The following is a 23,903-nucleotide window of genomic DNA, read 5'->3' as shown; positions in this document are numbered from 1 at the left end:
AGTTCCCGCCCATGGGCACCAGCACGTATTCCCTCGACCCGGGCGCACCCGACGCGGCGTACCTCGCCTTCTGGCAGGAGCGGCACCTGTGCACCCTGACCACGCTCCGCCCCGACGGCACCCCGCACGTGGTCCCGGTCGGGGTGACCTACGACCCCGGGGCACGCCTGGCCCGGGTGATCACCAACCGGTCGAGCGCGAAGGTGCGGCATGTGCGGGCGGCCGGCGAGCGGGGCGCACCGGTGGCGGTGTGCCAGGTGGACGGCCGGCGGTGGGCCACGCTGGAGGGGCGCGCGTTCGTCCGGACCGAGCCGGAGAGGGTCGCGGAGGCCGAGCGCCGGTACGCCGAGCGCTACCGGAGGACGCCGGCGCCGAACCCGGACCGCGTGGTGATCGAGATCGAGCTGACCCGCGCCCTGGGCCGCGGCTGAGGACCCGGGACGTCGCCGGCGGACGACAGCGGCCGGCGTCCGGGCACACGACAGCGGCGTCACCGTGTTCAGGTCACGGTGACGCCGCTGCGGGGGGAAGCGCCTGAGCGATCTGTTACGACGGGGGAATCGCGTCAGGCACTGCGGGGGGTGGCTGAGATGGTCCGGAGACCGGCGGGTTCCCGCGCCACCTCGCGGTGGTCCCGCTGGTCGAGATTCACGAAGATCATTCCATAGCGGATGGCACACCGCACGGGCTGCGGCGCACCCCGGGGCCGCCGCAGGCACCGATAGGCCCGTACGTCCCCGTCCTCGTCCCGCGTGACGACGACCGGCTCACCGAACACCGTCACCATCAACGAGTCACCGCTGTGGGGGATGGCGGTGACCAGGTCGATGAAGTGCCAGCCGGAACGGTAGGCGGTGGCCATCTCACGCCGGAAGGAGCGGTCGTCCGGTGGGCTGGTCACATCAGCTCCCGGAACTGTCTGCCGTGTCCGCAGGAGCCGTGGACACAGGTGCCGCAGGCCACTTACTGTCCGCCCGGTCCACACTCTTCGTCGCTGACGGCCCACCCAGAACCGCGAGGGCCACAACGGCGGAGAAGGTGGCGACAAGTACCGAGCGAAGCGCTCTCTTACCCATAGTCGGCTTCGTCCTCACTCGAAGGTCCCCTCTTCCCCCGTCCGATACGACGATGGCTTATTCGGGCACATCATGGCCACACAATCGATGCATCATGTTCCTGCACGTTCAGGACCCTGGGGGGTGGAGATTTGGTGGTACATCAGACTAAGGGGACACATCCTCACGCGGTCACCGAGATGTGCGAGGAAGGCAGCCGGCTGTACGCCCACGCACTGCGCACCGGGCGCATCTCCCGGGACGACGCCCGAGCGGCCCCCTGCCTCATGGAGTTCGCCCTGCTCCACCCCGATCCGGACGACCCGGACTGGCTGCGCCCCGTCCCGGCGGCCGTGGCCCTGGCCCGCCGGCTCACCCCGCTCGAACACGAGATAGCCGAACGCCGGCGGCGTTCGATCGAACTGTCCGACGCCTTCGAGCCGTTCCTCCACCTCAGCACGCAGACGGCGTCCGCCACCCACTCCATCACGGTGCTGGAGGGCAGCGACCGCATCAACGCGGCACTCGACCTGGCCACCTCCCAGTGCCAGAGCGAGATGCTCACCGTGCAGCCCAGCAACCGCTTCACCGAGCGGACCATCCGGCAAGGCCTGGAGCGGGACACGGCCCTGGTCGACCGCGGGGTGCGCATCCGCACCCTGTACCAGCACACGGTCCGCTACAACCTCGAACAGCTCGCCTACGTCGACCACCTCGCCAACGGCAAGGTCGAGTACCGCACCATCGACGAGCTGGTCGAACGCCTCATCATCTGCGACGAGTCCGTCGCCTTCATCCCCACCCGCGACGACCAGAAGGTGGCCCTGGAACTCCGCCACCCCGGACTCATCCGCTACCTGATCAAAGTCTTCGAGTTCATGTGGAACCGCGCGGTCCCGCTGAGCGCCACCACGCCCTACGAGACCGCCCTCGACGGCATCACGGAGATCCAGTACTCCATCGCCAAACTCCTGGTGGAGGGCCACGTCGACGAGGCGATCGCCCGCCGTCTGGGGATGAACGTGCGCACCTGCCGGGCGCACATCGCCAAGCTGGCCAACGCCCTGGGCAGCGGCAGCCGGGCGCAGCTGGGCTATCTCATCGGGCGATCGGGTCTTCTGGACCGGGACCGCTGAGCACCTCCCGGCCGGGCTCGCCCGGCGAGACGGCCCGGCGCGGCTTGTCCAGGCCCGCCTGCGCGATCCGCACGCCCAGCTGCGTACGGCTGGCCGCGCCCAGCGTCTCCGACAGACGCGCGATGTGCGCCCGGCAGGTGCGCACGCTGATGCCCAGCCGCTCGGCGATCACCGCGTCCTGGTGGCCCTCGGCCAGCAGGGCGGCGATGGACTGCTCACGGTGCGAGATGCCCTCGATCCCGGTGTCGGGCAGCGGCGCGGTGAGCGGGATCGCCAGCCGCCACAGCCGTTCGAACACCGTCACCAGGTACTCCACCAGCGCCGGATGCCGCAGCTCCAGCGCCATCGTGCGGTCGGCGTTGGCGGGGATGAAGGCGACCGTGCGGTCGAACAGGATCAGCCGGTCGATCACCTCGTCCAGGGTGCGCGCCTCGACCGCGTCGCCCATCAGTTCCAGATAGTTGAGCAACCCCTGCCCGTGCCGGGCGACATGGGTGTACAGGTCGCGCATCCGCACGCCCCGGCGGCGCAGCTCCAGCGCCCGGTGCAGGCCCTCGGACAGCTCGTGCTCGCGGCGGATGCCGCCGGGCTGGACGGTGAGCACCTCCGTGCGGCACTCCCGGGTCGCCTCGTCCATGGCCGCCTGGATCCGCGACAGGCCGTCCAGCACCCGGATCGAGGTGCCCTCACCCGCGGACGGGGAGCGCCGCACCCGCCGGTCCAGGCCCGCGTACCGCTCGAACGCGGCCACGGCCGACCCCACCCGCCGGTGGCTGTCGCTCACCTCCTGGTACACCGACCGCAGCAGCCGGGTCATGACCTCCTGCGGCGCCGTGGGCACCAGGAAGTCCATGTCGTCGGGGTCCGGGTGCAGCAGGGCCAGCTCCAGCAGGCACGGCACCGGCTCGGCGTCGCTGCGCGGCACCCGGCCACGCCGCACGGCCCGGGAGTACACACGGTCCCCCGCCTCGCACAGTCGGTCGGCCCCGTGCGGATGCTCCTGGCGCCCGTGAATCCCGCCCCCGGTCATGGCCTGTCTCACCCCCGGTTTACGCGTAGTTCCGCAGCGCAACTATGCGCGGCACGGACCGGGTGTGCAACACGACTCCCAGGCGCCCGCGGCCGGGGGGCGACCGGTATCGCCCGGTGTGTACCGGAGTCGGGCGGACGGGCCTCCGCACACCGGTGGACGGTGTGATTCCGGACAGTTCGGGGCGCCGGCTACTGCAGGCCGGCGGCCGCGCAGGCCGGCTTGTACGCGGCCGTGCAGATCTCGGAGACCTTGTAGATGCCGTCGGCGACGACGGTGCTCTTGATGTTCTTCTTCGTCAGCGCGACGACCGAGACCAGCTGTGCGGGGATGTCCTTCTGCGTGGGGCTGTCGACCTTGTCCTGGGCCAGCGAGTCGAACTCGATGTCCTTGCCCTGGACCTTGGCGATCGCCATCTGGGCGGCGTTCTCCGCCTCCGTCGGGTAGGGCTTGTACACGCTCATGTACTGCTCGCCCGTCACGATCCGCTGCACCGCGTCCAGATCGGCGTCCTGGCCGGTGACCGGCGGCAGCTGGGTGACCCCCAGGTCCTTGAACGCCTTGATGACGCCGCCCGCCATGCCGTCGTTGGCGGAGTAGACCCCGTCGATGCCGCTCACGCCGAGCTGCTGGATCGCCTTCGCCATGTTCGCCCGGGCGTTCTCCGGCTTCCAGTCCTTGGTGTCGTAGGACCGGGCCACCGTCACCTTCCCGTCGAGCTGCGACAGGGCGCCCTGTTTGAACTGCGCGGCGTTCGGATCGGTGGGCGAGCCGTTCATCATCACGATCCTGGGCCGGCCGCCGCCGGACGAACCGAGGGCCTCCAGCAGCGAGCGGCCCTGCACCTCGCCGACCAGCTCGTTGTCGAACGAGATGTACGCGTCGATGGGCCCCTCGGCGAGCCGGTCGTAGGCGATCACCGGTATGCCCGCGTCCTTGGCCTTCTGCACCTCGCCCGCGATGGCGTGCGCGTCGACGGCGTCGAGCAGGATGACGTCGACCTTGTCGTCGATCATCTTCTGCATCTGGGCGGCCTGCCGGGTCTTGCTGGACCGGGCGTTGGCGTACTCCACCACGCCCTGCTTGCGGGTGAGTTCGGAGACCTTCTCCTTGATGATGGGGTAGTCGAACTTCTCGTACCGCTTGTTCTCCGTCTCCGGCAGCAGCAGTCCGACCCGCACGTCGTCGCCCTTGGACGGGCTCGCGGAGGTGCTGCTCCCCGAACCGCCGAGCGCGCCGCAGCCGACGAGCGTGAGGGGCAGCGTGGAGGTGGCCACGGCCATGGCGATACGACGCTTCGAGGTGATCACTTCTGGTGCCTTCCGGACGAGGGCGCAACTTTCGGCCAGACGTCTGAAAAGACAACGCGGAGGTCGCCACCGGCGTCAAGCGGAATGACTTAACGAGATGACAACACCACGCTGCGTCGCCCTGTGAAGACCTCGCGAAATCTCGCGGAACCCCCTCCAGACACCCGTTACCGGACCCTCACCCCGCGACCGGTCCGTGACCGCGCCCGTCCGGCCGGCCGCCCCGCGATACGTTCCGGAACGCGGCGAGGGGCCCGGAGACACCTCTCCGGACCCCTCGCCGTCGCGTGCGGGGACGCCGTCAGTCGTTCTGCTGCCGCTTCGGACGCCAGACCACCAGCGCACTGGACTGCTGGACGTCCTGGTACGGCACCAGATCCCGGCGGTAGGAGGCGTGGACGGCCGCCTCCCGCTGCCGCATCGCGGCCGCCGCGCCCTCCAGGGCCGCCTCCAGCTCCGCGATGCGGGCCTGCAGGGCGGAGACCTGGTTCTCCAGTTCGATGATGCGCTTGATACCGGCCAGGTTGATGCCCTCGTTCTGCGACAGCTGCTGCACCTGACGGAGCAGCTCGATGTCGCGAGCCGAGTAGCGGCGGCCCCGCCCGGCGGTGCGGTCGGGGGACACCAGGCCCAGCCGGTCGTACTGACGGAGCGTCTGCGGGTGCAGTCCGGACAGCTGCGCGGCCACGGAGATGACGTACACCGGCGTGTCTTCCGTCAGTTCGTACGGGTTGCGGCGGCGGCCGTCCATCTGACTCATGCTCCCTTCGCGGCCTTGAACAGCTCCGCCCGCGGGTCCTCGCCCGCGGTCGCCTCGCGATACGCCTCCAGCGCGTCACGAGCCTTCCCCGACAGGTCCTTGGGGACACTCACCTCGACGGTGATCAGCAGATCACCGCGGGTGCCGTCCTTGCGGACCGCGCCCTTGCCCCGAGCGCGCATGGTACGACCGTTCGGCGTACCGGGGGGAAGTTTCAGCGTCACCGGCGGGCCGCCGAGCGTGGGCACCCGAACCTCCCCGCCGAGCGCGGCCTCCGCGAAGGTGACCGGCACCGTGACGGTGAGGTTGTCGCCCTTGCGGCCGAAGACCGGGTGCTCGCCGACGTGCACGACCACGTACAGGTCGCCCGCCGGTCCGCCCCGCTCGCCCGGCGCGCCCTTGCCCCGCAGCCGGATGCGCTGTCCGTCGCGCACCCCGGCAGGGATGCGCACCTGCATCGTCCGGGAGGACTTGGCACGTCCGGAGCCCTTGCAGACCTCGCACGGGTTTTCCGCGATCAGCCCGCGGCCCTTGCAGTCCGGGCACGGGTCGGTCAGCGAGAAACCGCCGCCGGAGCCGCGAGTGACCTGCCCGGTGCCGACGCAGGTCGGGCACACCCGCGGCGTGCCGTTCCGGTCGCCGGTGCCGGAGCAGGCCTTGCACGGCGCCTGCGAGGACATCCGCAGCGGGACGGTGGCCCCTTCGATGGCCTCCGTGAAGCTGAGCGTGACCTCGGACTCCACGTCCTGGCCGCGCCGGGGCTGGGTGCGCGTGCCGGCGCCCCCTCGGTTGAACAGGCCCCCGAAGACGTCACCGAGCCCGCCGGCGAAACCGCCCTGCCCGCCCGAGAACAGGTCGCTCAGGTCGAAGTTGAACGAGCCGCCGGCACCCGGCCCGGGGCGGAAGCCGCCGTTGCCGAACAGGGCGCGGGCCTCGTCGTACTCCTTGCGCTTCTTGGGGTCGCCGAGCACGTCGGCCGCCTCGGAGATCTCCTTGAAGCGCTCCTCGGCTCTGGCGTTGCCCTTGTTGGCGTCCGGGTGGTACTCGCGGGCGAGCTTCCGGTACGCCTTCTTGATCTCGGCCTCGGTGGCGTCCTTGGGGACGCCGAGGACCTTGTAGTAGTCCTTCTCGATGAAGTCCTTGGTGCTCATCCCCGACGTCCCTCCTTCCCAGCGTCGTCGGTTATCGCGTCAGCCCTCCTCGGGGCCACCGTTGTCCTTGTCCTTGCCCTCGCCCTTGTCCTGCTCGGCCGTCTGGTCCTTGCCGGACTCCTCGGCGGGCTTGACCGTCTGGGCGCCCGGCTGGGGCTCGGCCACCGCCACCCGCGCGGGGCGGATGGTGCGTTCGCCGTAGCGGTACCCCGGCTGCAGAATCGCCACGCACGTCGTCTCGGTGACGTCCGGCGCGTACGAGTGCATCAGCGCCTCGTGGATCGTCGGGTCGAAGGGCTCGCCCTCCTTGCCGAACTGCTGCAGCCCCATCTTGGCGGCGACGCTCTCCAGCGACTCGGCGACGGACTTGAAACCGCCCACCAGTTCGCCGTGTTCGCGCGCACGCCCGATGTCGTCGAGCACGGGCAGGAGCTCGGTCAGGAGGTTCGCCACGGCGAGCTCCTTGACCGCGACCCGGTCGCGCTCGACCCGGCGGCGGTAGTTCTGGTACTCGGCCTGCAGCCGCTGCAGGTCCGCGGTGCGCTCGGCGAGCGCCGCGCGCGCCTGGTCCAGCTCGGCGGTCAGACCGGCCGTGTCAGCCGCGTCCCCGGCCGGGGCCGCCCCCTTGTCCTGCGAGGGGGCGGCCTGCGGCTCGGCGTCGTCGGAGGCGGCGCCGGAGGGGACGTCGGGCTGCTGCGGCTGCTGCTCGTCGAAGCCCGGGGTCTCCTCCGTCACGCGGCACCGTCCTTGCGCTCGTCGTCGACGATCTCGGCGTCCACCACGTCGTCGTCGCCCTTGGCCTCACCGGCCCCGGAGGCGGAACCGCCGGCCGCGGCCTGGCCTGCCTGGGCCTCGGCGTACATCGCCTGGCCGAGCTTCTGGGAGACGGCGGCGACCTTCTCCGTGGCGGTGCGGATCTCGGCGGTGTCCTCGCCCTTGAGCTTCTCCTTCAGCTCGTTGACGGCGGCCTCCACCTCGGACTTGACCTCCGCGGGGACCTTGTCCTCGTTGTCCTTGAGGAACTTCTCGGTCTGGTAGACCAGCTGCTCGCCCTGGTTGCGGGTCTCGGCGGCCTCGCGGCGCTTGTGGTCCTCCTCCGCGTACTGCTCCGCCTCCCGGCGCATCCGCTCGACCTCCTCCTTCGGAAGCGAGGAGCCGCCGGTGACGGTCATCTTCTGCTCCTTGCCGGTGCCGAGGTCCTTGGCGGTGACGTGCATGATGCCGTTGGCGTCGATGTCGAAGGACACCTCGATCTGCGGCACGCCGCGCGGGGCCGGCGGCAGACCGGTCAGCTCGAACATGCCGAGCTTCTTGTTGTAGGCCGCGATCTCGCGCTCGCCCTGGTAGACCTGGATCTGCACCGACGGCTGGTTGTCCTCGGCCGTGGTGAAGATCTCCGAGCGCTTGGTCGGGATCGTGGTGTTGCGCTCGATCAGCTTGGTCATGATGCCGCCCTTGGTCTCGATGCCGAGGGACAGCGGGGTGACGTCCAGCAGCAGGACGTCCTTGACCTCGCCCTTGAGGACACCGGCCTGCAGGGAGGCGCCGATGGCGACGACCTCGTCCGGGTTGACGCCCTTGTTGGGCTCCTTGCCGCCGGTCAGCTCCTTGACCAGCTCGGCGACGGCCGGCATACGGGTGGAGCCGCCGACGAGCACGACGTGGTCGATGTCGTTGACGGAGATGCCCGCGTCCTTGATGACGTTGTGGAACGGGATCTTGCAGCGCTCGAGCAGGTCCGCGGTCAGCTGCTGGAACTGGGCACGGGTGAGCTTCTCGTCCAGGTGCAGCGGGCCCTCGGCGGAGGCGGTGATGTAGGGCAGGTTGATCGAGGTCTCGGACGAGGAGGACAGCTCGATCTTGGCCTTCTCCGCGGCCTCGCGCAGGCGCTGGAGGGCCATCTTGTCCTTGGACAGGTCCACGCCGTGGGCGTTCTGGAACTGCTTGACCAGGTAGTCGACGATGCGCTGGTCCCAGTCGTCACCACCGAGGTGGTTGTCGCCGTTGGTGGCCTTCACCTCGACGACACCGTCGCCGATCTCCAGCAGCGACACGTCGAACGTACCGCCACCGAGGTCGAAGACCAGGATGGTCTGGTCCTCCTTCTCCAGGCCGTAGGCGAGCGCGGCCGCGGTCGGCTCGTTGACGATGCGCAGCACGTTCAGGCCCGCGATCTCGCCGGCCTCCTTGGTGGCCTGGCGCTCGGCGTCGTTGAAGTACGCCGGCACGGTGATGACCGCGTCGGTGACCTTCTCGCCCAGGTAGGCCTCGGCGTCCCGCTTCAGCTTCTGCAGGACGAAGGCGCTGATCTGCTGCGGGTTGAACTCCTTGTCGTCGATCTTGATCTTCCAGTCGGTGCCCATGTGGCGCTTGACCGACCGGATGGTCCTGTCGACGTTGGTGACGGCCTGGCGCTTGGCCACCTCACCGACCAGCACCTCGCCGTTCTTGGCAAAGGCGACGACGGACGGCGTGGTCCTGGCGCCCTCGGCGTTGGTGATGACGGTGGGCTCGCCGCCCTCAAGAACGCTGACGACGGAGTTAGTCGTGCCCAGGTCGATGCCGACCGCACGTGCCATGGTGATTTCCTCCAGCTGACTTGAGTGGAACGGACTCAAGTGTGCCCGACACCGCGGGCTGGGTCAACAGACTTGAGCCTCTCTGACTCAACTCTTATCGAACGCCCGCCCGCAACACCGCGCTGAGCTGCGCAGACCCGGGGACCAGCGGAGGAAAAGTTCTGAAAGTTCCCGTGGCCGTACGGCACCCCACCAGTTCCCGTGGCCGTAGGGCACCCCACCAGTTCCCGAGCCGTACGGCATCTCACCGCCTGCCGGCTGCCGTTGTCGCCGGACGGCACCCGTCACAGGGACGACAGTCACAGGGACGACAGCAGGTCGAAGGGGTCCGGATCCCGGGGGCGGCGGGCCCGCGTCCCCGGCTCCGCCCCGGCCGGCTCCGGCCCCGCAGCCGCGACCGGCAGCCCGGTCAGGGACGAGGGCCGCGGCCCCCGCGGCGCCCCCGGAGCGCGCAGGCCGAACGCGGTGCCGTGCGGGGCGCGCGTGGCCTCGCGCAAGCGCTCCGCCGGGGTGCGCGCCCCGGCCTGGCGGCGCGGGACGCTCAGGGCCGACGCGAACAGCCGGCGCACACCGGCGCCCGCGGCGCGCGGATGGCGCCCGCCCGCGTCGTCCGCGCCCGGCACGCGCCCGCCTGGCCTCCGGGGCGCCTCCAGGCGCCCCGCTCCCGCGCGGTGGGCCGCCGTCCGCGCCGTCCCCGTCCGGGTGGTGTGCACCCCGGCGCCGGCCGTCCGCGCCCCCGTGGTGGGCGGGCCGCCGGGGCGCCGCGGCACGTACACCCGCACGCACAGCAGTCCGAGCACCGCCAGCAGCAGCGCACCCGCCACCCACAGCGCGCGCACCGGCGCCAGCCAGCCGACGTGCACCAGGACGCCGACCAGGACCGAGCCGAACGCGGCGGCGCCCACCAGCACCACGGCCCCCGGCGTGGTCAGCCCCAGCCGGCGCAGCCGGTGCGCCACATGGTCGGGGCCGTGCCGCACCACCGGACGCCCGGCCAGCCGCCGGGAGACCACGACCAGGACCGCGTCGGCGGTCACGACGGCGGTGAGCGGGAACAGGACGGCACCGCTGGTCCCGGCGTCGTACCCGGCGCGGACCAGCACGGCCGCACAGGCCGGCAGGAAACCGGTGAACAGGGACCCGCACGCGCCGAAGGCGATCCGGGCCGGATGCCAGTTGTGCATGAGGAAGCCGGTCAGCGCGGCGGCCAGCACGCTCAGCAGCACCGCGAGGTCGTCCATCACCTCCGCCGCCGCGCACGCGCCCACGCCGAACGCGGTGAGCACCCCGACCGTGCCCGCCAGTCCGTCGGCGTGGTCCAGCCCGTGGAAGGCCACGGCCACGGCGGCCGTCCACAGCACCGCGGCGATCCCCGCGGGCACGCCCAGCTCGCCCCAGGGCACCACGAAGGCGGCGGCGACCGCCGCACCGAGCAGCAGGAACTGTGTCTTCAGCCGCCACACGTCCGCCACGAGCCCCAGGGCGCCGACCCCGGCGCCTGCCGCCAGCAGCCGGGCCGCGCCGTCCCCGAGCGGCGCGGCCCCCGTCCAGCCGCCCGCGGCCGCGACCAGGCAGGTGCTGGCGACCACGGCCACGCCGCCGAGCAGCGGCACCGGCCGCGCCCGCCGCCGGTGGACCAGCCCGAGGCGCAGCGCCGGCACCCGGAGCAGCGCCGAGAGCACGGCGGCCAGGAGCAGGGCGGTGATGGCGGTGGCGATCCCGTAGAGCACGGTTCTTAAATTAGGTGCATATCGGGCTATCGAGTGTGAATAACACGATCGGAAGACGACGATACGGAAAGCCGGAACCCTGCCCGGGCCGCACGCCCGAGCCCGCGTGCGCACCGTCCCCGCAGGCCAGAAAGAATCGGGGCCACCCCACCGCCCCGCTCGGTCACCTTTCAGCGACCCAGATCACCCCGCGCGCGGCTGCATTGCGACGGAGGATGGGGGTAGTCTCGAACGGACTGCATAAGTTACCGCTTAGTAATTTCCGAGGCCGCCTCACAGGAGCCCCAATGCAACTCGCCGCGATCATCGTGTCGCTGGTCCTGATCGTGGTCGGCGTGGCACTGTTCGGCCGCGCCCTCCTGCAGATCTACCGCTACATGCGGCTCGGCCAGCCCGTACCCGCCGGGACGCGGACCGACCATCCCGGCCAGCGCACGGTCACCGTGGTCAGGGAATTCCTCGGCCACACCCGGATGAACCGCTGGGGCGTCGTCGGCGTGGCGCACTGGTTCGTGGCGGTGGGCTTCTTCTCGCTGCTGCTGACGATCGTCAACGCCTTCGGCCAGCTGTTCAAGGCCGACTGGATCCTGCCGGTCATCGGCGACTGGACGCCGTACAACGTCTTCGTCGAGTTCATCGGCACGATGACGACGCTCGGCATCATCGCCCTGATCGTCATCCGCCAGCTCAGCCACCCGCGCAGCCCGGAACGCAAGTCCCGCTTCGCCGGCTCCAACTTCGGCCAGGCGTATTTCGTCGAGGCCGTCATCTTCATCGTCGGCGTCTGCATCTTCGTGCTGCACGCCCTGGAGGGCGCCCAGCACCACGTGGACGGCTACGAGGCGTCGTTCTTCATCTCGTACCCGGTGGTGGCGTGGCTGAAGGGCCTGAGCGTCGGCACACTGCAGAACCTCACCTACTTCTTCGCCGGTCTGAAGATCGCCACCTCCTTCATCTGGATGATCACGGTCGCGCTGAAGACCGACATGGGTGTGGCCTGGCACCGGTTCCTCGCCTTCCCGAACATCTGGTTCAAGCGCAACGCCGACGGCTCCACCTCCCTGGGCGCGCTGCAGCCGATGACCTCCGGCGGCAAGCCGATCGACTTCACCGACCCGGGTGAGGACGACATCTTCGGCGTCTCCCAGATCGAGCACTTCTCCTGGAAGGGCCTGCTGGACTTCTCCACCTGCACCGAGTGCGGCCGCTGCCAGTCGCAGTGCCCCGCCTGGAACACCGGCAAGCCGCTCTCCCCGAAGCTGCTGATCATGTCGCTGCGGGACCACGCCCACGCCAAGGCGCCCTACCTGCTCGCGGGCGGCGGCAAGACCATGGAGGGCGAGGAGAAGGCGACCGAGGAGCAGCTGAAGAACGTCCCGGCGGCCGCGCTCGCCGAGGCCGAGCGGCCGCTGATCGGCACCGCCGAGGAGAACGGCGTCATCGACCCGGACGTGCTGTGGTCCTGCACCACCTGCGGCGCCTGCGTCGAGCAGTGCCCGGTGGACATCGAGCACGTCGACCACATCGTCGACATGCGCCGCTACCAGGTCATGATCGAGAGCGCCTTCCCCTCCGAGGCGGGCACGATGCTCAAGAACCTGGAGAAGAAGGGCAACCCCTGGGGCCTGGCCAAGAAGCAGCGCCTGGAGTGGACCAAGGAGGTCGACTTCGAGGTCCCGGTCGTCGGCAAGGACATCGAGGACCTCTCCGAGGTCGACTACCTGTACTGGGTCGGCTGCGCCGGCGCCCTGGAGGACCGCGCCAAGAAGACCACCAAGGCCTTCGCCGAGCTGCTGCACATCGCGGGCGTGAAGTTCGCGATCATGGGCGGCGACGAGAAGTGCACGGGCGACTCCGCCCGCCGCCTGGGCAACGAGCCGTTGTTCCAGGAGCTGGGCATGGAGAACGTCATGGCCCTGAACACCGCCTTCGGCGAGGAGATGGACGACGAGGGCAAGGTCACGCCCGAGTCGAAGAAGCCGAAGTCGGCGAAGAAGATCGTCGCCACCTGCCCGCACTGCCTGAACACGCTCGCCAACGAGTACCCGCAGCTCGGCGGCGACTACGAGGTCATCCACCACACCCAGCTGCTGCAGCACCTGGTCGACGAGGGCAGGCTGATCCCCGTCACCCCGGTCGAGGGCCTCATCACCTACCACGACCCCTGCTACCTGGGCCGCCACAACAAGATCTACACCCCGCCGCGGGAGATCATCGGCAAGGTCCCGGGCCTGCGGAACGAGGAGATGCACCGCCACAAGGAACGCGGCTTCTGCTGCGGCGCCGGCGGCGCCCGGATGTGGATGGAGGAGCGCATCGGCAAGCGCATCAACAACGAGCGCGTCGACGAGGCCCTCTCCCTCAACCCCGACATCGTCTCCACCGCCTGCCCGTTCTGCCTGGTCATGCTGACCGACTCGGTCAACGGCAAGAAGAACGACGGCCAGGCCAAGGAGTCCGTCCAGGTCGTGGACGTCGCCCAGCTGCTGCTGGAGTCGGTCAAGGCCCCGGTGGACCCGGCGGGCGAGTCCGCCGGCGAGAGCGCCCCGGAGCCGGAGCCGGTGAAGTGACCCCGGCCTTGTGAGCGGATACGGCGGGCGCCCCCTGTCTGTACGGGACAGGGGGCGCCCGCCGTCTGCATGAGGGCGCCCGGGCCACCGATCACGCCCCTCAGCGCCCCGATCCCCCCTCGCAGGCTCTGACACGCCCTCGGGAGCGTCCTCGGGAGGTCAGGCACCCCTCGCGGGGAACACCGGGAACACCGGGAACGCCTCACACGCCCTCGGACCGCGGCGAACGCCTCACTCGCCCTTGGGGGCCGCCTGCTGCACCACCTCGAAGGACCACAGCGTCGAGGCGGTGGCCGCGGGCTTCGGCCGCTCGCCTCCCTCACCGCCCTCGCCGCCGGCGGTGCCGTGATGGGCGGCCTTCATCGGCCCCTCCATCCAGGCCTGGAACGACTCCTCGTCGCGCCACCGCGTGTAGACGAGGTAGGTGTCGGTGCCCTCGACGGGCCGCAGCAGCTCGAACCACTCGAACCCGTCGGAGTTCTCCACCGCGTGCGCCCGCGAGGCGAACCGCTTCTCCAGCGTCTCCCGCTGCTCCGGGGGCACGGTCAGCACGTTGATCTTCACTACGCTCATGAACCTATCCTGCCCCCGCCCGCCCCGGGACGGACGGGGACACCCCCGTACGGCTCCCCCGGCGGCCCACCCGCCCCCTCCTCCCGCCTCTCCCGGACCCCTCTCCCAGACCCCTCCCACCCTCCTCACGGAGGAACCCCCGGAGGAGACCCTGTGACTCACGGAGGAGACTCCAGTGACGCTTCCCCCTAGGGGATGTCACAGCTCGGCCGCAAAAGCGGCCCCCTGACCCGGGGCCCCGGCACAACGACCCGCCGGACCGGGTACGTTCGACGACGTGGCTGGATTCAGGATCGGACGCGGCGGCCGGGACGCCCGCGCCCCGCAAGCGCGCCCCCAACAACCCCCGTACGGGCAGCAGGCGCCCCGGACGCCGTCGTACGGCTACCCGTCTGCGCCGCAGCCCTACCCGCAGCAGCAACCGCCGTACGGCGGCCGGTCCGGCACCGGCGCCTCCCAGTGGCCCCCGGTCCAGCAGGCCGCCCCCGGCCCGCACGGCGGCTACGGGGGCGAGGGCGAGCCGGAGTACTTCGGCGACGGCGGCCCGGCCGGCGTGCCCGGCCCCGGCATGCCCGGACCCGGTGCGACGGGCCCCACCGTGGCCAACCCCGGCGTACCCGGCCCCGGAACGACCGGACCGGCACCCGACCGGTACATGGCCGACAACCCCGGTCACACCCAGGCCTTCGCGCTCGGCGAGGCCCCGTACGGAGATGGCGAGACCTACCGCGCCGGCACCGCCCCGGCGGGCCCGGTAGGCCCGCGCCTGGCCTGGAAGGACCTGCTGAAGGGGATCATCGTGTCCCCCAACCGGACCTTCCTGCAGATGCGGGACTACACGATGTGGGGCCCCGCCCTCATCGTGACCTTCCTGTACGGCCTGCTCGCCGTCTTCGGCTTCGACGGCGCCCGCAAGGACGCGATCAACGCCACCCTGTCCAACGCGATACCGATCGTCGCCATCACGGCCGTGGCCATGGTGATCAGCTCGTTCGTCCTGGGCGTGGTCACCCACACCCTGGCCCGCCAGCTGGGCGGCGACGGCGCCTGGCAGCCCACGGTCGGCCTGTCCATGCTGATCATGTCGCTGACGGACGCACCCCGTCTGCTGGTCGCGATGTTCTTCGGCGGCGACGCGAGCTTCGTCCAGCTGCTCGGGTGGATCACCTGGGTCGCCTGCGGTGCCCTGCTCACCCTCATGGTCAGCCGCTCCCACGACCTGCCCTGGCCGAAGGCGCTCGGCGCGTCGGCGATCCAGCTGATCGCCCTGCTGTCGATCGTGAAGCTGGGGACGGTCTAGCCGTCAGGCGGCAACCAGCCCTCACGACGTCCGCGGGGCAGGAGGCGACCACCGCCTCCTGCCCCGCAGTCGTTTTCCGTCAGCCCCGGCCGACGTACACCCGTGGCCCCGGTGGCCCTGGCCCCGCTCACCTCAGGCGTCGAGCACCTGACCGCGCCGCTGCACCACCGGCGGCTGAACACTCCACGGGAAGTCGATCCAGTCGTCGGTGCGCTTCCAGACGTACTCGCACTTCACGAGGGAGTGGGACTTCTCGTAGATCACCGCGGTGCGCACCTCGGCGACGGTGTCGATGCAGAAGTCGCGGACCAGCTTGAGCGTCTTGCCGGTGTCGGCGACGTCGTCGGTGATCAGGACCTTCTTGTCGGAGAAGTCGATGAGGTTGGGCACCGGCGCGAGCATGACCGGCATCTCGAGGGTGGTCCCCACACCGGTGTAGAACTCCACGTTCACCAGGTGGATGTTCTTGCAGTCCAGGGCGTAGGCGAGCCCGCCGGCGACGAACACGCCGCCGCGCGCGATGCTGAGCACTATGTCGGGCTCGTAGCCGTCGTCGGCGATGGTCTGGGCCAGCTCGCGGACGGCGGTGCCGAACTGCTCGTAGGTGAGGTTCTCTCGTACGTCGCTCATGTCGGTGGTGCCCCTCACACCTGGGTCCGGTGGAAGTTCAGGTAGGACCGCGAGGGAGTGGGCCCGCGCTGCCCCTGGTAACGGGAGCCGTAGCGCTCACTGCCGTACGGAGCCTCGGCCCGCGAGCTGAGCCGGAACAGGCACAACTGCCCGATCTTCATACCGGGCCAGAGCTTGATCGGCAGGGTGGCGAGATTCGACAGCTCCAAGGTCACGTGTCCGGAGAACCCCGGGTCGATGAACCCGGCGGTGGAGTGCGTGACCAGGCCGAGCCGTCCCAGCGAACTCTTCCCCTCCAGCCGGGAGGCGAGATCGTCGGGAAGTGTGATGACCTCATAGGTCGAGGCGAGAACGAACTCGCCGGGATGCAGGATGAACGGCTCATCCCCCTCAGGCTGGACGAGCCGGGTCAGGTCCGGCTGCTCGACCGAGGGGTCGATGTGCGGGTAGCGGTGATTCTCGAACACCCGGAAGTAGCGGTCCAGGCGCACGTCGATGCTCGACGGCTGCACCATGGACGCGTCGAAGGGATCGATCCGCACCCGCCCGGCGTCGATCTCGGCCCGGATGTCCTTGTCTGAGAGAAGCACGCCCCGAGGATACGCAAGGCGCGTGGAGCCCCCACAATCAGGACGACCCCACGCGCCCAGGCAGCGCTTCCGCTGCCTGCTGTTACCGCTTCGCCACGCTCACGGGCACCGCGCTGCGGAGCCGCGCACACCGAGGGCACCGCAGGAGCCGACCAGGGCCGAGCCGCTCGGCCTGCTGCATCGGGAACGAAGCGGTGCTGAACACGTGCCCCTCGGCACAACGGACGACGGTGCGCTCCATCAAGCCCAAAGTCCCTTCCCCAGAACCGCGTCTGGCCTCTGCCGCCTGACGACAAAAGCACACAGTACGGGATCAAAGAGACGACACTCCAGGCGACGCTCCGGCCCGCCGGGCCCCCGCTGCACCCCCTCACCGTACGCCCCAACTCCGGCCCCAGTAAGGCCCGCTCCCCGCTGCGAACCAACAAAGACCCCACGGCATGAGCACCGGGGGCCGTTGATGAGGTACAGTGAGCGACGAGCACCGACTTCGGTCGGCGTCTTGCGCGGGTGTAGTTTAATGGTAGAACATCAGCTTCCCAAGCTGAGAGCGCGAGTTCGATTCTCGTCACCCGCTCCAGAGAGAAGCCCCAGGTCAGTGACCTGGGGTTTGTTTGTTGCCCAGTCCAATGTGAGGGTGGCGTGCCCTCCGCGTGCCCTGAGTCACGAAAAAGCAGCGCCTTGCACGCCACCCAGGTGCCGCATCGGACCGCTCACCCCCTCACCATCCCACATGGCGAGATCGATTCCATGTGACGTGCAGCACGCCTCGCGCAAGCGGTGAGCCAGTCGCTCGCGCGAAGGCCGAGTGCGCAGGTGCCCACCTATGGTGAGCCACCGCGGTTCCCGTCCCCCTCGGTGGGCGAGGGCGGATCCATGCAGCTGGTCCTGGTGCTCGTCGCCGCGGCCCCAGACGCGTCTGCGCTGATCAGGCTTCGGCCGGATCCTCCTGTGATTCAGGCCGCTCAGGGACGGTCGCCGTGTGAACACAGCGGACCATGGCCCCCGTGTCCGTCTCGCGCAGCCCCTGGTGGTCGCACTCGGGGCAGGCGATGATCATGGAGCGGTCCCGCACTCGCTTGACCTCAGCGTTCAACTGCCTGAGCACTGCCAGCGCAGGCGGCTGTTGGTGCCAGCGCGGCGGGTCGTACTCCGGGATGGCGTGGTGGACCTCGATCGCGGTGTCGATCTTGTTATTGAGGATGGTGACCGCACCAGAGGACGCCTCGGGCGGGCCCATGTGCGCATTGCGTTCTTTCCAAGCCGCCGCCGAGTCCGCTGCCCGCCAGGCGAAACAGATCATTTGCCCCGACGTGTATCCCGCCGTGAATCCCTTCCTGACGATGTCGGCCAGCTCCTGGCGCCGGCGTTCAGGCACGGCTGGGTAGTCGTACTTCTTGGTCAGAAGCCCGTCGAGGTAGGAGATGACGTTGATGACCTCCATGCGGTCGACGAGCTCGGCCAGTGCCTGACGATCGTCGTGAGCTTCCTGGCCGGGAGCGGTCATGAAGTGTGCCCTGACAGCCCGCGCGTTGGCTGTGGCCGTCGGATGTGCGCCCACCAGGCGCCATTTCACCTCCGCGCCGGAGAAGCGGAGTTCGCCGTCCTCCTCGGAGACGTCGAATGCCTCCCTCGGCGTCTGCGAGGCGATGGCGACCAGGTGGGCACGGTACAGATCGAGAAGGGCCTCTGTGTCCCTTTCGGTGTCGCCTGTCCATCCGAGCGAGCCCAGATCGGCCACGCTGGGCAGGGGCTTGCCAGGGTTGTAGGCGGCGTGATTGACCAGGACGAGGTACAGGGCCAGAGCGGTCGGACGGCCGTAGGGCAGACGGCTCGTTGATCCGTCCTTCGCCATTTCGTCGGCGAGGGCCTCGGCGATGAGCCGCATCTCTTCCTCGGCCTTCAGCTTCTCCCGTTCCTTCTCGGCGCGCGCCGCCTGCAGTCTCCGCTCGCGCTCACGTTCCTCGTCCTGCCGCTGGACGTCGCTGCACTCTGGACAGAGGTACCTGTCGTTGCGCCGGTCCAAGTACTTGCCGCCGACCTTGACGGCCCACGACCGGTTGCTGACACGGATGGGCTCATCACAGTTCCGGCAGAGCGACTTGAGCAGAACGGCGTGGGAGACGGACGTGGCCGTCGCTGCAACCCATTGCTGGTCACCCATGCTGCCTACCGTGCGGGCCCAGGTGCCTTCCTCGGTGATCTCCCAGTACTGGACGGCAACTTCCTGTACCTGCTTGGGACAGTCGGCCTTGATGACGGCACGGATGCGCGGCTCGCCGGGCGGGAACTCGATGATCAGCGGTGAGGGAGCAGTCAGCTTCTTCTGTGCCTGTTCCCGCTGGCGACGGCGTTGGCGCTTAGCCATGCGACTCACTCTGACTCATGTCATCAAATGATCTCTCATGCCGGACACGCCGGTGGTCGTTCCGGGAAGCACGAAAGGGTGATTGGGCGGCTTGCACAGTGACGCACCGGACCGGTTGCGACGTACGTGAACGACTCCCGCCAGTGGCGTGTGTACATCCCGCAGCTCGGAGCACGGCCAGGGACGTGTCAGTTGGGCCGGAGTCGTCGGACGAAGTGCGAGGCTTGACGGTACTCGGTGCGCGGTAGCGTCTTGGTGTGAGGCCGAAGGTAGGGAGCACGCAGCATGCTGCAACCCATGGGCGCCACGGACCGTTAAGCCGAGCATGGGCTCATCCTCGACTTCGCCGGGGTGTTGACCGCAGATCCGCGTCCCACACACCGCGCTTGGTGCGAGTCTGAAGGGCTTCCCCCAGAAGCATGGCGTGCCACTCTCAGCGACCACCCTGAAGGCCGGCGGTTGTATGCGGCGCTGGAAGTCGGTGAGATCGACCAGACGGAGTGGAACAGGCGTACTGCGGCTCTTCTCGGTACGCAAGTCGCACCGGACAACCTGATGGGGCGCGCCTGGGCCGCGGTGCCCCCAGCTCGGCGCATGGCCGCGCTCGCACGAGCTGCCAAGAGTGCGGGGTACCGTCTCGCTCTCCTGTCGAACAGCTTCGGCACGGATCCCTTCAACCCGTACGAGCACACAGGCGTGTGGGGCTTGTTCGATGTGCACGTCATTTCCGAGCAGGTCCGCATGGCGAAACCCGACCCTGCCATCTATGAGCTGACGTTGGAGCGTCTCGGGCTTCCTGCGCGGGCGTGCGTGTTCGTCGACGACCACCCTCGGAACCTGCCACCTGCCGAAGCTTTGGGTATCACCACCGTCCTCGCGACGGATGAAGCCGCAACGGTAGCCGAGCTTGAGGTGTTGCTCGGAGTGAGCGCCACGCTGTCCGTCTAGCGACTTCCGAGTACAGCACCGCTGAACGGCACACGACGCCGCGCGGCTGTTCCTCCCCGGACGAAGGCACCGACCCAGCAGATGGGACCCGGGCCAGCCTCGGCCGCGTACGTTTCGCACTCGCGCGCTGGGCGCTCGCACCTCGAACCACGTGGCATGCACGCCGCTTCGCGGCCGAGTTCGGTCCAGGCATGGACGCCCGCACCGCATGGGTATCGGCACGGCTGGCGCGGCATCCGGAGGCCCCCTGGAGACCTGGAAACCCTGAAGAAGAGAGAAGGCACGAGATGCGCTGGACCGTCCACGGCGAACACACCCTCTACGACACCCCCTGGGTGCGGCTGCGCTCCCTGGACGTGGAACAGCCGGACGGCGCCCGCACCGACTACCACGTCGTGCGGCTGCGGGACCTCGCCGTGGCCGCGGCGGTGGACGAACACCATCGCGTGCTGATGATGTGGCGCCACCGCTTCGTCACCGACACCTGGGCCTGGGAGCTGCCCATGGGCCTGGTCGAGGACGGCGAGACACCGGCGGACGCGGCCGCCCGGGAACTGGAGGAGGAGACGGGCTGGCGCCCGCAGACCGTGCGGGAACTGATCCACGCCCAGCCCGCCGCGGGCATCACCGACTCCCGCCACTTCGTCTTCCGCGCGGACGGCGCGCGGCACGTGTCGGAACCCGCGGAACGCAACGAGTCCGACCGCCTGGAGTGGATCCCGCTGAGCAGCATCCGCGGCATGATCGGCCGACGCGAGATCGTCAGCAGCGCCACCCTGGTGGGCGTGATGGCCCTCCTGCTGGACCTGGGATCCTGACCTCGCGCACCGGTCCGCCGGTGCGCGTTTCCCGTCGCCGCCCCACCGGCACGGTCCGGAACCGCCGGCTCGGGGCTATCCTCCGGCCATGGCCCTGCGACCGGAGGACTTCTACGACCACGCGCGCGCGGCCGCCGACAGCGAACTCCGTCTTCCGCTCACGCGGTTGACGAGGTGGGACATCAGCCCGTTCGAGCGCCAAGGACTCAAGGCCGCGCCGCTGCGCCCACCGGTGCTGCCCGAGCCGGAACGGCACGGCGAGGACCCGGCGCACTGCGACATCTGCCGCGCCCGTGACGAGGGTATCTGGTTCGACGACCACTGGAGACTGGCCCGGGTCCGCGGCGTCGGTGTGCCTCTGGTTCTGGTCCTGTTCCCCCGGGACCACTACGACCTGGCGGACCTGCCGGACGAGCCGGCCGCCGAACTCGGCGTGCTCACCACGCACATCGTCCGCCACGTCCAAGCACGGCCGCACATCTCCCGAGCCCACGTCTACCGGACCGGGGACGGAGCCGCCCACCTGCACCTCTGGTTCTACGCCCGCCCCGAGGGCCAGCCCCAGCTGCGCGGCTCGTGGCTGCCCGTCTGGGACGACCTGCTGCCGGAGTACCCGGAAGACGTGGCGGACACAGACGCGGCAGCGGTCGCCGACGCCTTGGTCGCCTCGTTCGGAGGCCGACGTGCGGCCACCGGAGAACGGGCCCAGGACTGAACCGTCCCCGGCCGGTTGGCCGGGCGATCTACGCGTCGCCGGACCGCCGATGGGTCGTTCACCTCGGGTCCGGGGGCCGTTCGCGTGCCGGTGTGAACCGCGTCCGGTACGGCAGGCCGCCTCACACTCGGCGTTCACAGCCGCAATGCTTGCCTTTGCCAAGTCTTTGCCCCCACACCCCCCGTTTGCTTGTCTTCGGCAACCAAGTTTCATGTATGGTTGCCTCAAGCAACGACTACGGGAGGTGCGATGGCCGGGCAGGCGCAGTACGAAGAGCTGGCGCGCCAGCTCAGTGCCGTCGGAGCCGTGAAAAGAGACCTGGGGCGGATCCTGCCGGCCGATTGCCCGGCCGGCTCGGCGGCCGTCCTGACGACCCTCGGTCGACACGGTGACATGCGCATGAGCAAGCTCGCCGAACTACTCGCCGTGGACATGTCGGTCACCAGCCGGCACGTCGCCCACGCCGCCGAGCGCGGCTGGATCGACCGACTGCCGGACCCCGCGGACAAGCGCTCGCGCATCCTGCATCTGACCCCCGCCGGCCTGGACCGGCTCGGTGATCTGTCCCGGCGCACCACCCGCCTGCTCGCCGAACGGCTCAGCGACTGGAGCGACGACGAGGTCGGCCAGCTCATCCATCTGATGACGCGGCTGCGCGACAGCTTCGGCGACTGCCGGTCCCAGACGGCCCGGGCCTACGCCACGACGGCCGCTGCCGAGACCGGAACCGCCCGCGCGGCCGCTCCCGTAGCCGAAGAGACCACCCGTACACCCGCAGACATACGTAAGTAAAGGAAGCCCATGGCAACGACCACACCAGCCGGTGTGCGGGCTCACGCCAAGCACGGGGACAGTGCCCCGGGCGGTGCTGCGATGACGCACCGGCAGATCATGGAGGCTCTCTCCGGGCTGCTGCTCGGTATGTTCGTGGCGATCCTGTCGTCCACGATCGTCTCCAACGCCCTGCCGAGGATCATCGGTGACCTGGGAGGCGGCCAGTCCGCCTACACCTGGGTGGTCACCGCCGCCCTGCTGTCGATGACCGCGGCCACTCCCCTGTGGGGCAAGCTCGCCGACCTGTACAGCAAGAAGGCGCTCGTCCAGATAGCCCTGATCATCTTCGTCCTCGCGTCGATGACGGCCGGTCTGTCGCAGAACCCCGGCATGCTCATCGCCTGCCGTGTGGTCCAGGGCATCGGCGCCGGTGGTCTGACCGCTCTGGCTCAGATCATCATGGCCGCGATGATCTCCCCGCGTGAGCGTGGCCGGTACTCCGGTTACCTCGGCGCGACGTTCGCGGTCGCGACCGTGGGCGGCCCGCTGCTCGGCGGTGTCATCACCGACACCAGCTGGCTGGGCTGGCGCTGGTGCTTCTACGTCGGCGTGCCCTTCGCGGTGATCGCGCTGATCGTGCTGCAGAAGACCCTGCACCTGCCGGTCACCAAGCGGAAGGTCAAGGTCGACTGGCTCGGCGCGTTCCTGATCTCCGCGGCCGTCTGCCTGCTGCTGATCTGGGTGACCTTCGCCGGTGACAAGTACGACTGGCTGTCGTGGCAGACCGGTGTGATGGTGGGCGGCTCCGTCGTCCTCGCCCTGCTGTTCGTGCTGGCGGAGGCCAAGGCCTCCGAGCCGATCATCCCGCTGCGCCTGTTCCGCAACCGCACCATCTCGCTGGCGTCCCTGGCCTCGCTCTTCGTCGGTATCGCCATGTTCAGCGGCACCGTCTTCTTCAGCCAGTACTTCCAGCTGGCCCGCGAGAAGTCCCCGACCATGTCGGGCGTCATGACGATCCCGATGATCGCCGGCCTGTTCGTCTCCTCCACCGTCTCCGGTCAGGTCATCACCCGTACCGGCCGCTGGAAGGCGTGGCTGGTCAGCGGTGGCCTGCTGGTCGTGGCCGGCCTCGGCCTGCTGGGCTCCCTCCGGTACGACACGGACTACTGGAAGATCGCCATCTACATGGCCGTGCTGGGTCTCGGCATCGGCATGATGATGCAGAACCTGGTGCTCTGCACCCAGAACCAGGTGGACCCGAAGGACCTCGGCGCCGCCAGCTCCACGGTCACCTTCTTCCGCTCCCTGGGCGGTGCGGTCGGCGTCTCCGCGCTGGGCGCGGTCATGGCCAACCGGATCACCCACTACGTCAAGGACGGTCTGGCGGACCTCGGCCCGAAGTACGCGCAGCTCGCCTCCGGGTCCGACGCCGGCTCGAGCAGCCTGCCGGACCTGAGCTCCCTGCCCGCGCCGCTGCGCGTGGTCATGAAGAGCGCCTACGGTCACGGCATCGCCGACATCTTCCTGATCGCTTCCGCGCTGGCCGCGGTCGCCTTCCTCATCACTCTGTTCATCAAGGAGGTTCCGCTGCGTACGCAGGGTGCGCTGGCTCAGGCAGCCAGCAGTGAGTCCGCCCCGGCGGACACGGCTGCGGCCCCGGCCGTCGCCGAGACCCGGGAGCAGGTCACGGTCTCCGAGACCGCGGCCACCTCGCCCGCCGGGCAGGAGCAGCAGGGTGCCCAGCGGCTGGCTGCGGTGGCGACGCTGGAGCACGACGCTCCCGCCCCGGGCAGCAGCGGTGGCGGGGTGCCGGTTCGCGGTCACATCCGCGGTGCCGAGGACGCCCCCGTCCCCCACGCCGCGGTC

The 23,903-nt window shown here is 69.7% G+C and carries 20 protein-coding genes, 1 tRNA gene and 1 pseudogene; 10 read left to right on the top strand and 12 right to left on the bottom strand.

The genetic code is table 11. The annotated features are described in order from the left end of the window. Positions 1-11: 11 nt before the first annotated feature. The gene (locus IE286_RS22915; RefSeq protein ID WP_189798661.1) at positions 12-431 is read left to right on the top strand and encodes a pyridoxamine 5'-phosphate oxidase family protein; all 420 of its coding nucleotides are present in this window, start codon (positions 12-14) and stop codon (positions 429-431) included. 134 nt (positions 432-565) lie between these two features. Here IE286_RS22915 and IE286_RS22910 read toward each other — a convergent pair whose 3' ends face one another. Beyond that, entirely contained in the window at positions 566-901 is a 336-nt protein-coding gene (locus tag IE286_RS22910) for a Rieske (2Fe-2S) protein (protein WP_189798660.1), read from the bottom strand. Between the two features lie 354 nt (positions 902-1,255). Here IE286_RS22910 and IE286_RS22905 point away from each other — a divergent pair, with 354 nt between their 5' ends. Then, positions 1,256-2,191, top strand: a complete 936-nt coding sequence (locus IE286_RS22905; protein WP_229863412.1) for a helix-turn-helix domain-containing protein — start codon at positions 1,256-1,258, stop codon at positions 2,189-2,191. On the opposite strand, the gene IE286_RS22900 is transcribed toward IE286_RS22905, so the two are convergent. From IE286_RS22900 to IE286_RS22870, 7 genes and pseudogenes are all read right to left on the bottom strand, one after another. Continuing rightward, complete coding sequence (locus IE286_RS22900) at positions 2,154-3,221, bottom strand: helix-turn-helix transcriptional regulator (protein WP_229863408.1); 1,068 nt, start codon at positions 3,219-3,221, stop codon at positions 2,154-2,156. The two genes, IE286_RS22905 and IE286_RS22900, sit on opposite strands and share 38 nt — an antisense overlap. 191 nt (positions 3,222-3,412) lie before the next feature. Next, complete coding sequence (locus IE286_RS22895) at positions 3,413-4,504, bottom strand: sugar ABC transporter substrate-binding protein (RefSeq protein WP_189798695.1); 1,092 nt, start codon at positions 4,502-4,504, stop codon at positions 3,413-3,415. A 328-nt stretch (positions 4,505-4,832) separates the two neighbouring features. Then, the gene (locus IE286_RS22890; RefSeq protein ID WP_189798694.1) at positions 4,833-5,282 is read right to left on the bottom strand and encodes a heat shock protein transcriptional repressor HspR; all 450 of its coding nucleotides are present in this window, start codon (positions 5,280-5,282) and stop codon (positions 4,833-4,835) included. 5 nt (positions 5,283-5,287) lie between these two features. Next, the gene (gene dnaJ, locus IE286_RS22885; RefSeq protein ID WP_189798658.1) at positions 5,288-6,442 is read right to left on the bottom strand and encodes a molecular chaperone DnaJ; all 1,155 of its coding nucleotides are present in this window, start codon (positions 6,440-6,442) and stop codon (positions 5,288-5,290) included. Positions 6,443-6,481: 39 nt separating this feature from the next. Next, on the bottom strand, positions 6,482-7,177 hold the full coding sequence (gene grpE, locus IE286_RS22880; protein WP_189798657.1) for a nucleotide exchange factor GrpE: 696 nt from the start codon (positions 7,175-7,177) through the stop codon (positions 6,482-6,484). Further along, positions 7,174-9,021 (bottom strand): molecular chaperone DnaK, encoded by a 1,848-nt coding sequence (gene dnaK / locus IE286_RS22875; RefSeq protein WP_189798656.1) that lies wholly within the window; start codon positions 9,019-9,021, stop codon positions 7,174-7,176. The genes grpE and dnaK overlap by 4 nt, the downstream gene beginning before the upstream one ends. A gap of 758 nt (positions 9,022-9,779) precedes the next feature. Continuing rightward, positions 9,780-10,751 (bottom strand): annotated as a pseudogene (locus tag IE286_RS22870) (MraY family glycosyltransferase); the annotation flags it as partial. A 287-nt stretch (positions 10,752-11,038) separates the two neighbouring features. On the opposite strand from IE286_RS22870, the gene IE286_RS22865 reads away from it, so the two are divergent. Further along, positions 11,039-13,321 carry a (Fe-S)-binding protein gene (locus IE286_RS22865; RefSeq protein ID WP_189798654.1) on the top strand — a complete coding sequence of 761 codons (2,283 nt, stop codon included), beginning with the start codon at positions 11,039-11,041 and terminating at the stop codon, positions 13,319-13,321. A 231-nt stretch (positions 13,322-13,552) separates the two neighbouring features. Here the strand turns inward: IE286_RS22865 and IE286_RS22860 are convergent, their stop codons facing one another. Beyond that, positions 13,553-13,894, bottom strand: a complete 342-nt coding sequence (locus IE286_RS22860) for an antibiotic biosynthesis monooxygenase family protein (RefSeq protein ID WP_189798653.1) — start codon at positions 13,892-13,894, stop codon at positions 13,553-13,555. A 277-nt stretch (positions 13,895-14,171) separates the two neighbouring features. Here IE286_RS22860 and IE286_RS22855 point away from each other — a divergent pair, with 277 nt between their 5' ends. Beyond that, positions 14,172-15,194 carry a Yip1 family protein gene (locus IE286_RS22855; protein WP_189798652.1) on the top strand — a complete coding sequence of 341 codons (1,023 nt, stop codon included), beginning with the start codon at positions 14,172-14,174 and terminating at the stop codon, positions 15,192-15,194. A 132-nt stretch (positions 15,195-15,326) separates the two neighbouring features. Here the strand turns inward: IE286_RS22855 and IE286_RS22850 are convergent, their stop codons facing one another. Together IE286_RS22850 and dcd are read right to left on the bottom strand one after the other, a co-directional pair. Continuing rightward, positions 15,327-15,824, bottom strand: coding sequence for a phosphoribosyltransferase (locus IE286_RS22850; RefSeq protein ID WP_189798651.1), 498 nt, complete (start codon positions 15,822-15,824; stop codon positions 15,327-15,329). A 14-nt stretch (positions 15,825-15,838) separates the two neighbouring features. Beyond that, positions 15,839-16,414: a dCTP deaminase gene (gene dcd / locus IE286_RS22845; RefSeq protein WP_125498423.1), complete on the bottom strand. Its 576-nt coding sequence runs from the start codon at positions 16,412-16,414 to the stop codon at positions 15,839-15,841. Positions 16,415-16,920: 506 nt separating this feature from the next. Between dcd and IE286_RS22840 the strand changes: the two genes are divergently transcribed. Then, positions 16,921-16,994 (top strand) — tRNA-Gly (locus tag IE286_RS22840). A 348-nt stretch (positions 16,995-17,342) separates the two neighbouring features. Here IE286_RS22840 and IE286_RS22835 read toward each other — a convergent pair. Beyond that, positions 17,343-18,782 (bottom strand): hypothetical protein, encoded by a 1,440-nt coding sequence (locus tag IE286_RS22835; RefSeq protein ID WP_229863403.1) that lies wholly within the window; start codon positions 18,780-18,782, stop codon positions 17,343-17,345. Between the two features lie 333 nt (positions 18,783-19,115). On the opposite strand from IE286_RS22835, the gene IE286_RS22830 reads away from it, so the two are divergent. From IE286_RS22830 to IE286_RS22810, 5 genes are all read left to right on the top strand, one after another. Further along, positions 19,116-19,730, top strand: a complete 615-nt coding sequence (locus tag IE286_RS22830; protein ID WP_189798692.1) for an HAD-IA family hydrolase — start codon at positions 19,116-19,118, stop codon at positions 19,728-19,730. A 287-nt stretch (positions 19,731-20,017) separates the two neighbouring features. Continuing rightward, entirely contained in the window at positions 20,018-20,548 is a 531-nt protein-coding gene (locus tag IE286_RS22825; protein ID WP_189798650.1) for an NUDIX hydrolase, read from the top strand. Between the two features lie 88 nt (positions 20,549-20,636). Continuing rightward, a complete protein-coding gene (locus IE286_RS22820) occupies positions 20,637-21,263 on the top strand; it encodes a hypothetical protein (protein ID WP_189798649.1) in 627 nt (208 codons plus the stop codon). Positions 21,264-21,512: 249 nt separating this feature from the next. Then, positions 21,513-22,055 carry a MarR family winged helix-turn-helix transcriptional regulator gene (locus IE286_RS22815; RefSeq protein ID WP_189798648.1) on the top strand — a complete coding sequence of 181 codons (543 nt, stop codon included), beginning with the start codon at positions 21,513-21,515 and terminating at the stop codon, positions 22,053-22,055. A gap of 81 nt (positions 22,056-22,136) precedes the next feature. Then, positions 22,137-23,903 (top strand): DHA2 family efflux MFS transporter permease subunit (locus IE286_RS22810; protein ID WP_505014452.1); only part of this gene is annotated, 1,767 nt, incomplete at its 3' end.

This window comes from Streptomyces thermodiastaticus (assembly GCF_014656135.1).
Classification (GTDB): domain Bacteria; phylum Actinomycetota; class Actinomycetes; order Streptomycetales; family Streptomycetaceae; genus Streptomyces; species Streptomyces thermodiastaticus.
Note: the sequence above shows the minus strand (reverse complement) of the source record. Positions and strands in the feature narration are given on the sequence as shown.

Coding starts and splice junctions, on each gene's coding strand:
- IE286_RS22895 (WP_189798695.1), bottom strand. CDS start 4,504: ATGGCCGTGGCCACCTCCACGCTGCCCCTCACGCTCGTCGGCTGCGGC.
- IE286_RS22820 (WP_189798649.1), top strand. CDS start 20,637: ATGGCCCTGCGACCGGAGGACTTCTACGACCACGCGCGCGCGGCCGCC.
- dnaJ (WP_189798658.1), bottom strand. CDS start 6,442: ATGAGCACCAAGGACTTCATCGAGAAGGACTACTACAAGGTCCTCGGC.
- IE286_RS22865 (WP_189798654.1), top strand. CDS start 11,039: ATGCAACTCGCCGCGATCATCGTGTCGCTGGTCCTGATCGTGGTCGGC.
- IE286_RS22890 (WP_189798694.1), bottom strand. CDS start 5,282: ATGGACGGCCGCCGCCGCAACCCGTACGAACTGACGGAAGACACGCCG.
- IE286_RS22850 (WP_189798651.1), bottom strand. CDS start 15,824: ATGAGCGACGTACGAGAGAACCTCACCTACGAGCAGTTCGGCACCGCC.
- IE286_RS22835 (WP_229863403.1), bottom strand. CDS start 18,782: ATGGCTAAGCGCCAACGCCGTCGCCAGCGGGAACAGGCACAGAAGAAG.
- IE286_RS22900 (WP_229863408.1), bottom strand. CDS start 3,221: ATGACCGGGGGCGGGATTCACGGGCGCCAGGAGCATCCGCACGGGGCC.
- IE286_RS22815 (WP_189798648.1), top strand. CDS start 21,513: ATGGCCGGGCAGGCGCAGTACGAAGAGCTGGCGCGCCAGCTCAGTGCC.
- dnaK (WP_189798656.1), bottom strand. CDS start 9,021: ATGGCACGTGCGGTCGGCATCGACCTGGGCACGACTAACTCCGTCGTC.
- IE286_RS22860 (WP_189798653.1), bottom strand. CDS start 13,894: ATGAGCGTAGTGAAGATCAACGTGCTGACCGTGCCCCCGGAGCAGCGG.
- IE286_RS22905 (WP_229863412.1), top strand. CDS start 1,256: ATGTGCGAGGAAGGCAGCCGGCTGTACGCCCACGCACTGCGCACCGGG.
- IE286_RS22915 (WP_189798661.1), top strand. CDS start 12: ATGGGCACCAGCACGTATTCCCTCGACCCGGGCGCACCCGACGCGGCG.
- IE286_RS22825 (WP_189798650.1), top strand. CDS start 20,018: ATGCGCTGGACCGTCCACGGCGAACACACCCTCTACGACACCCCCTGG.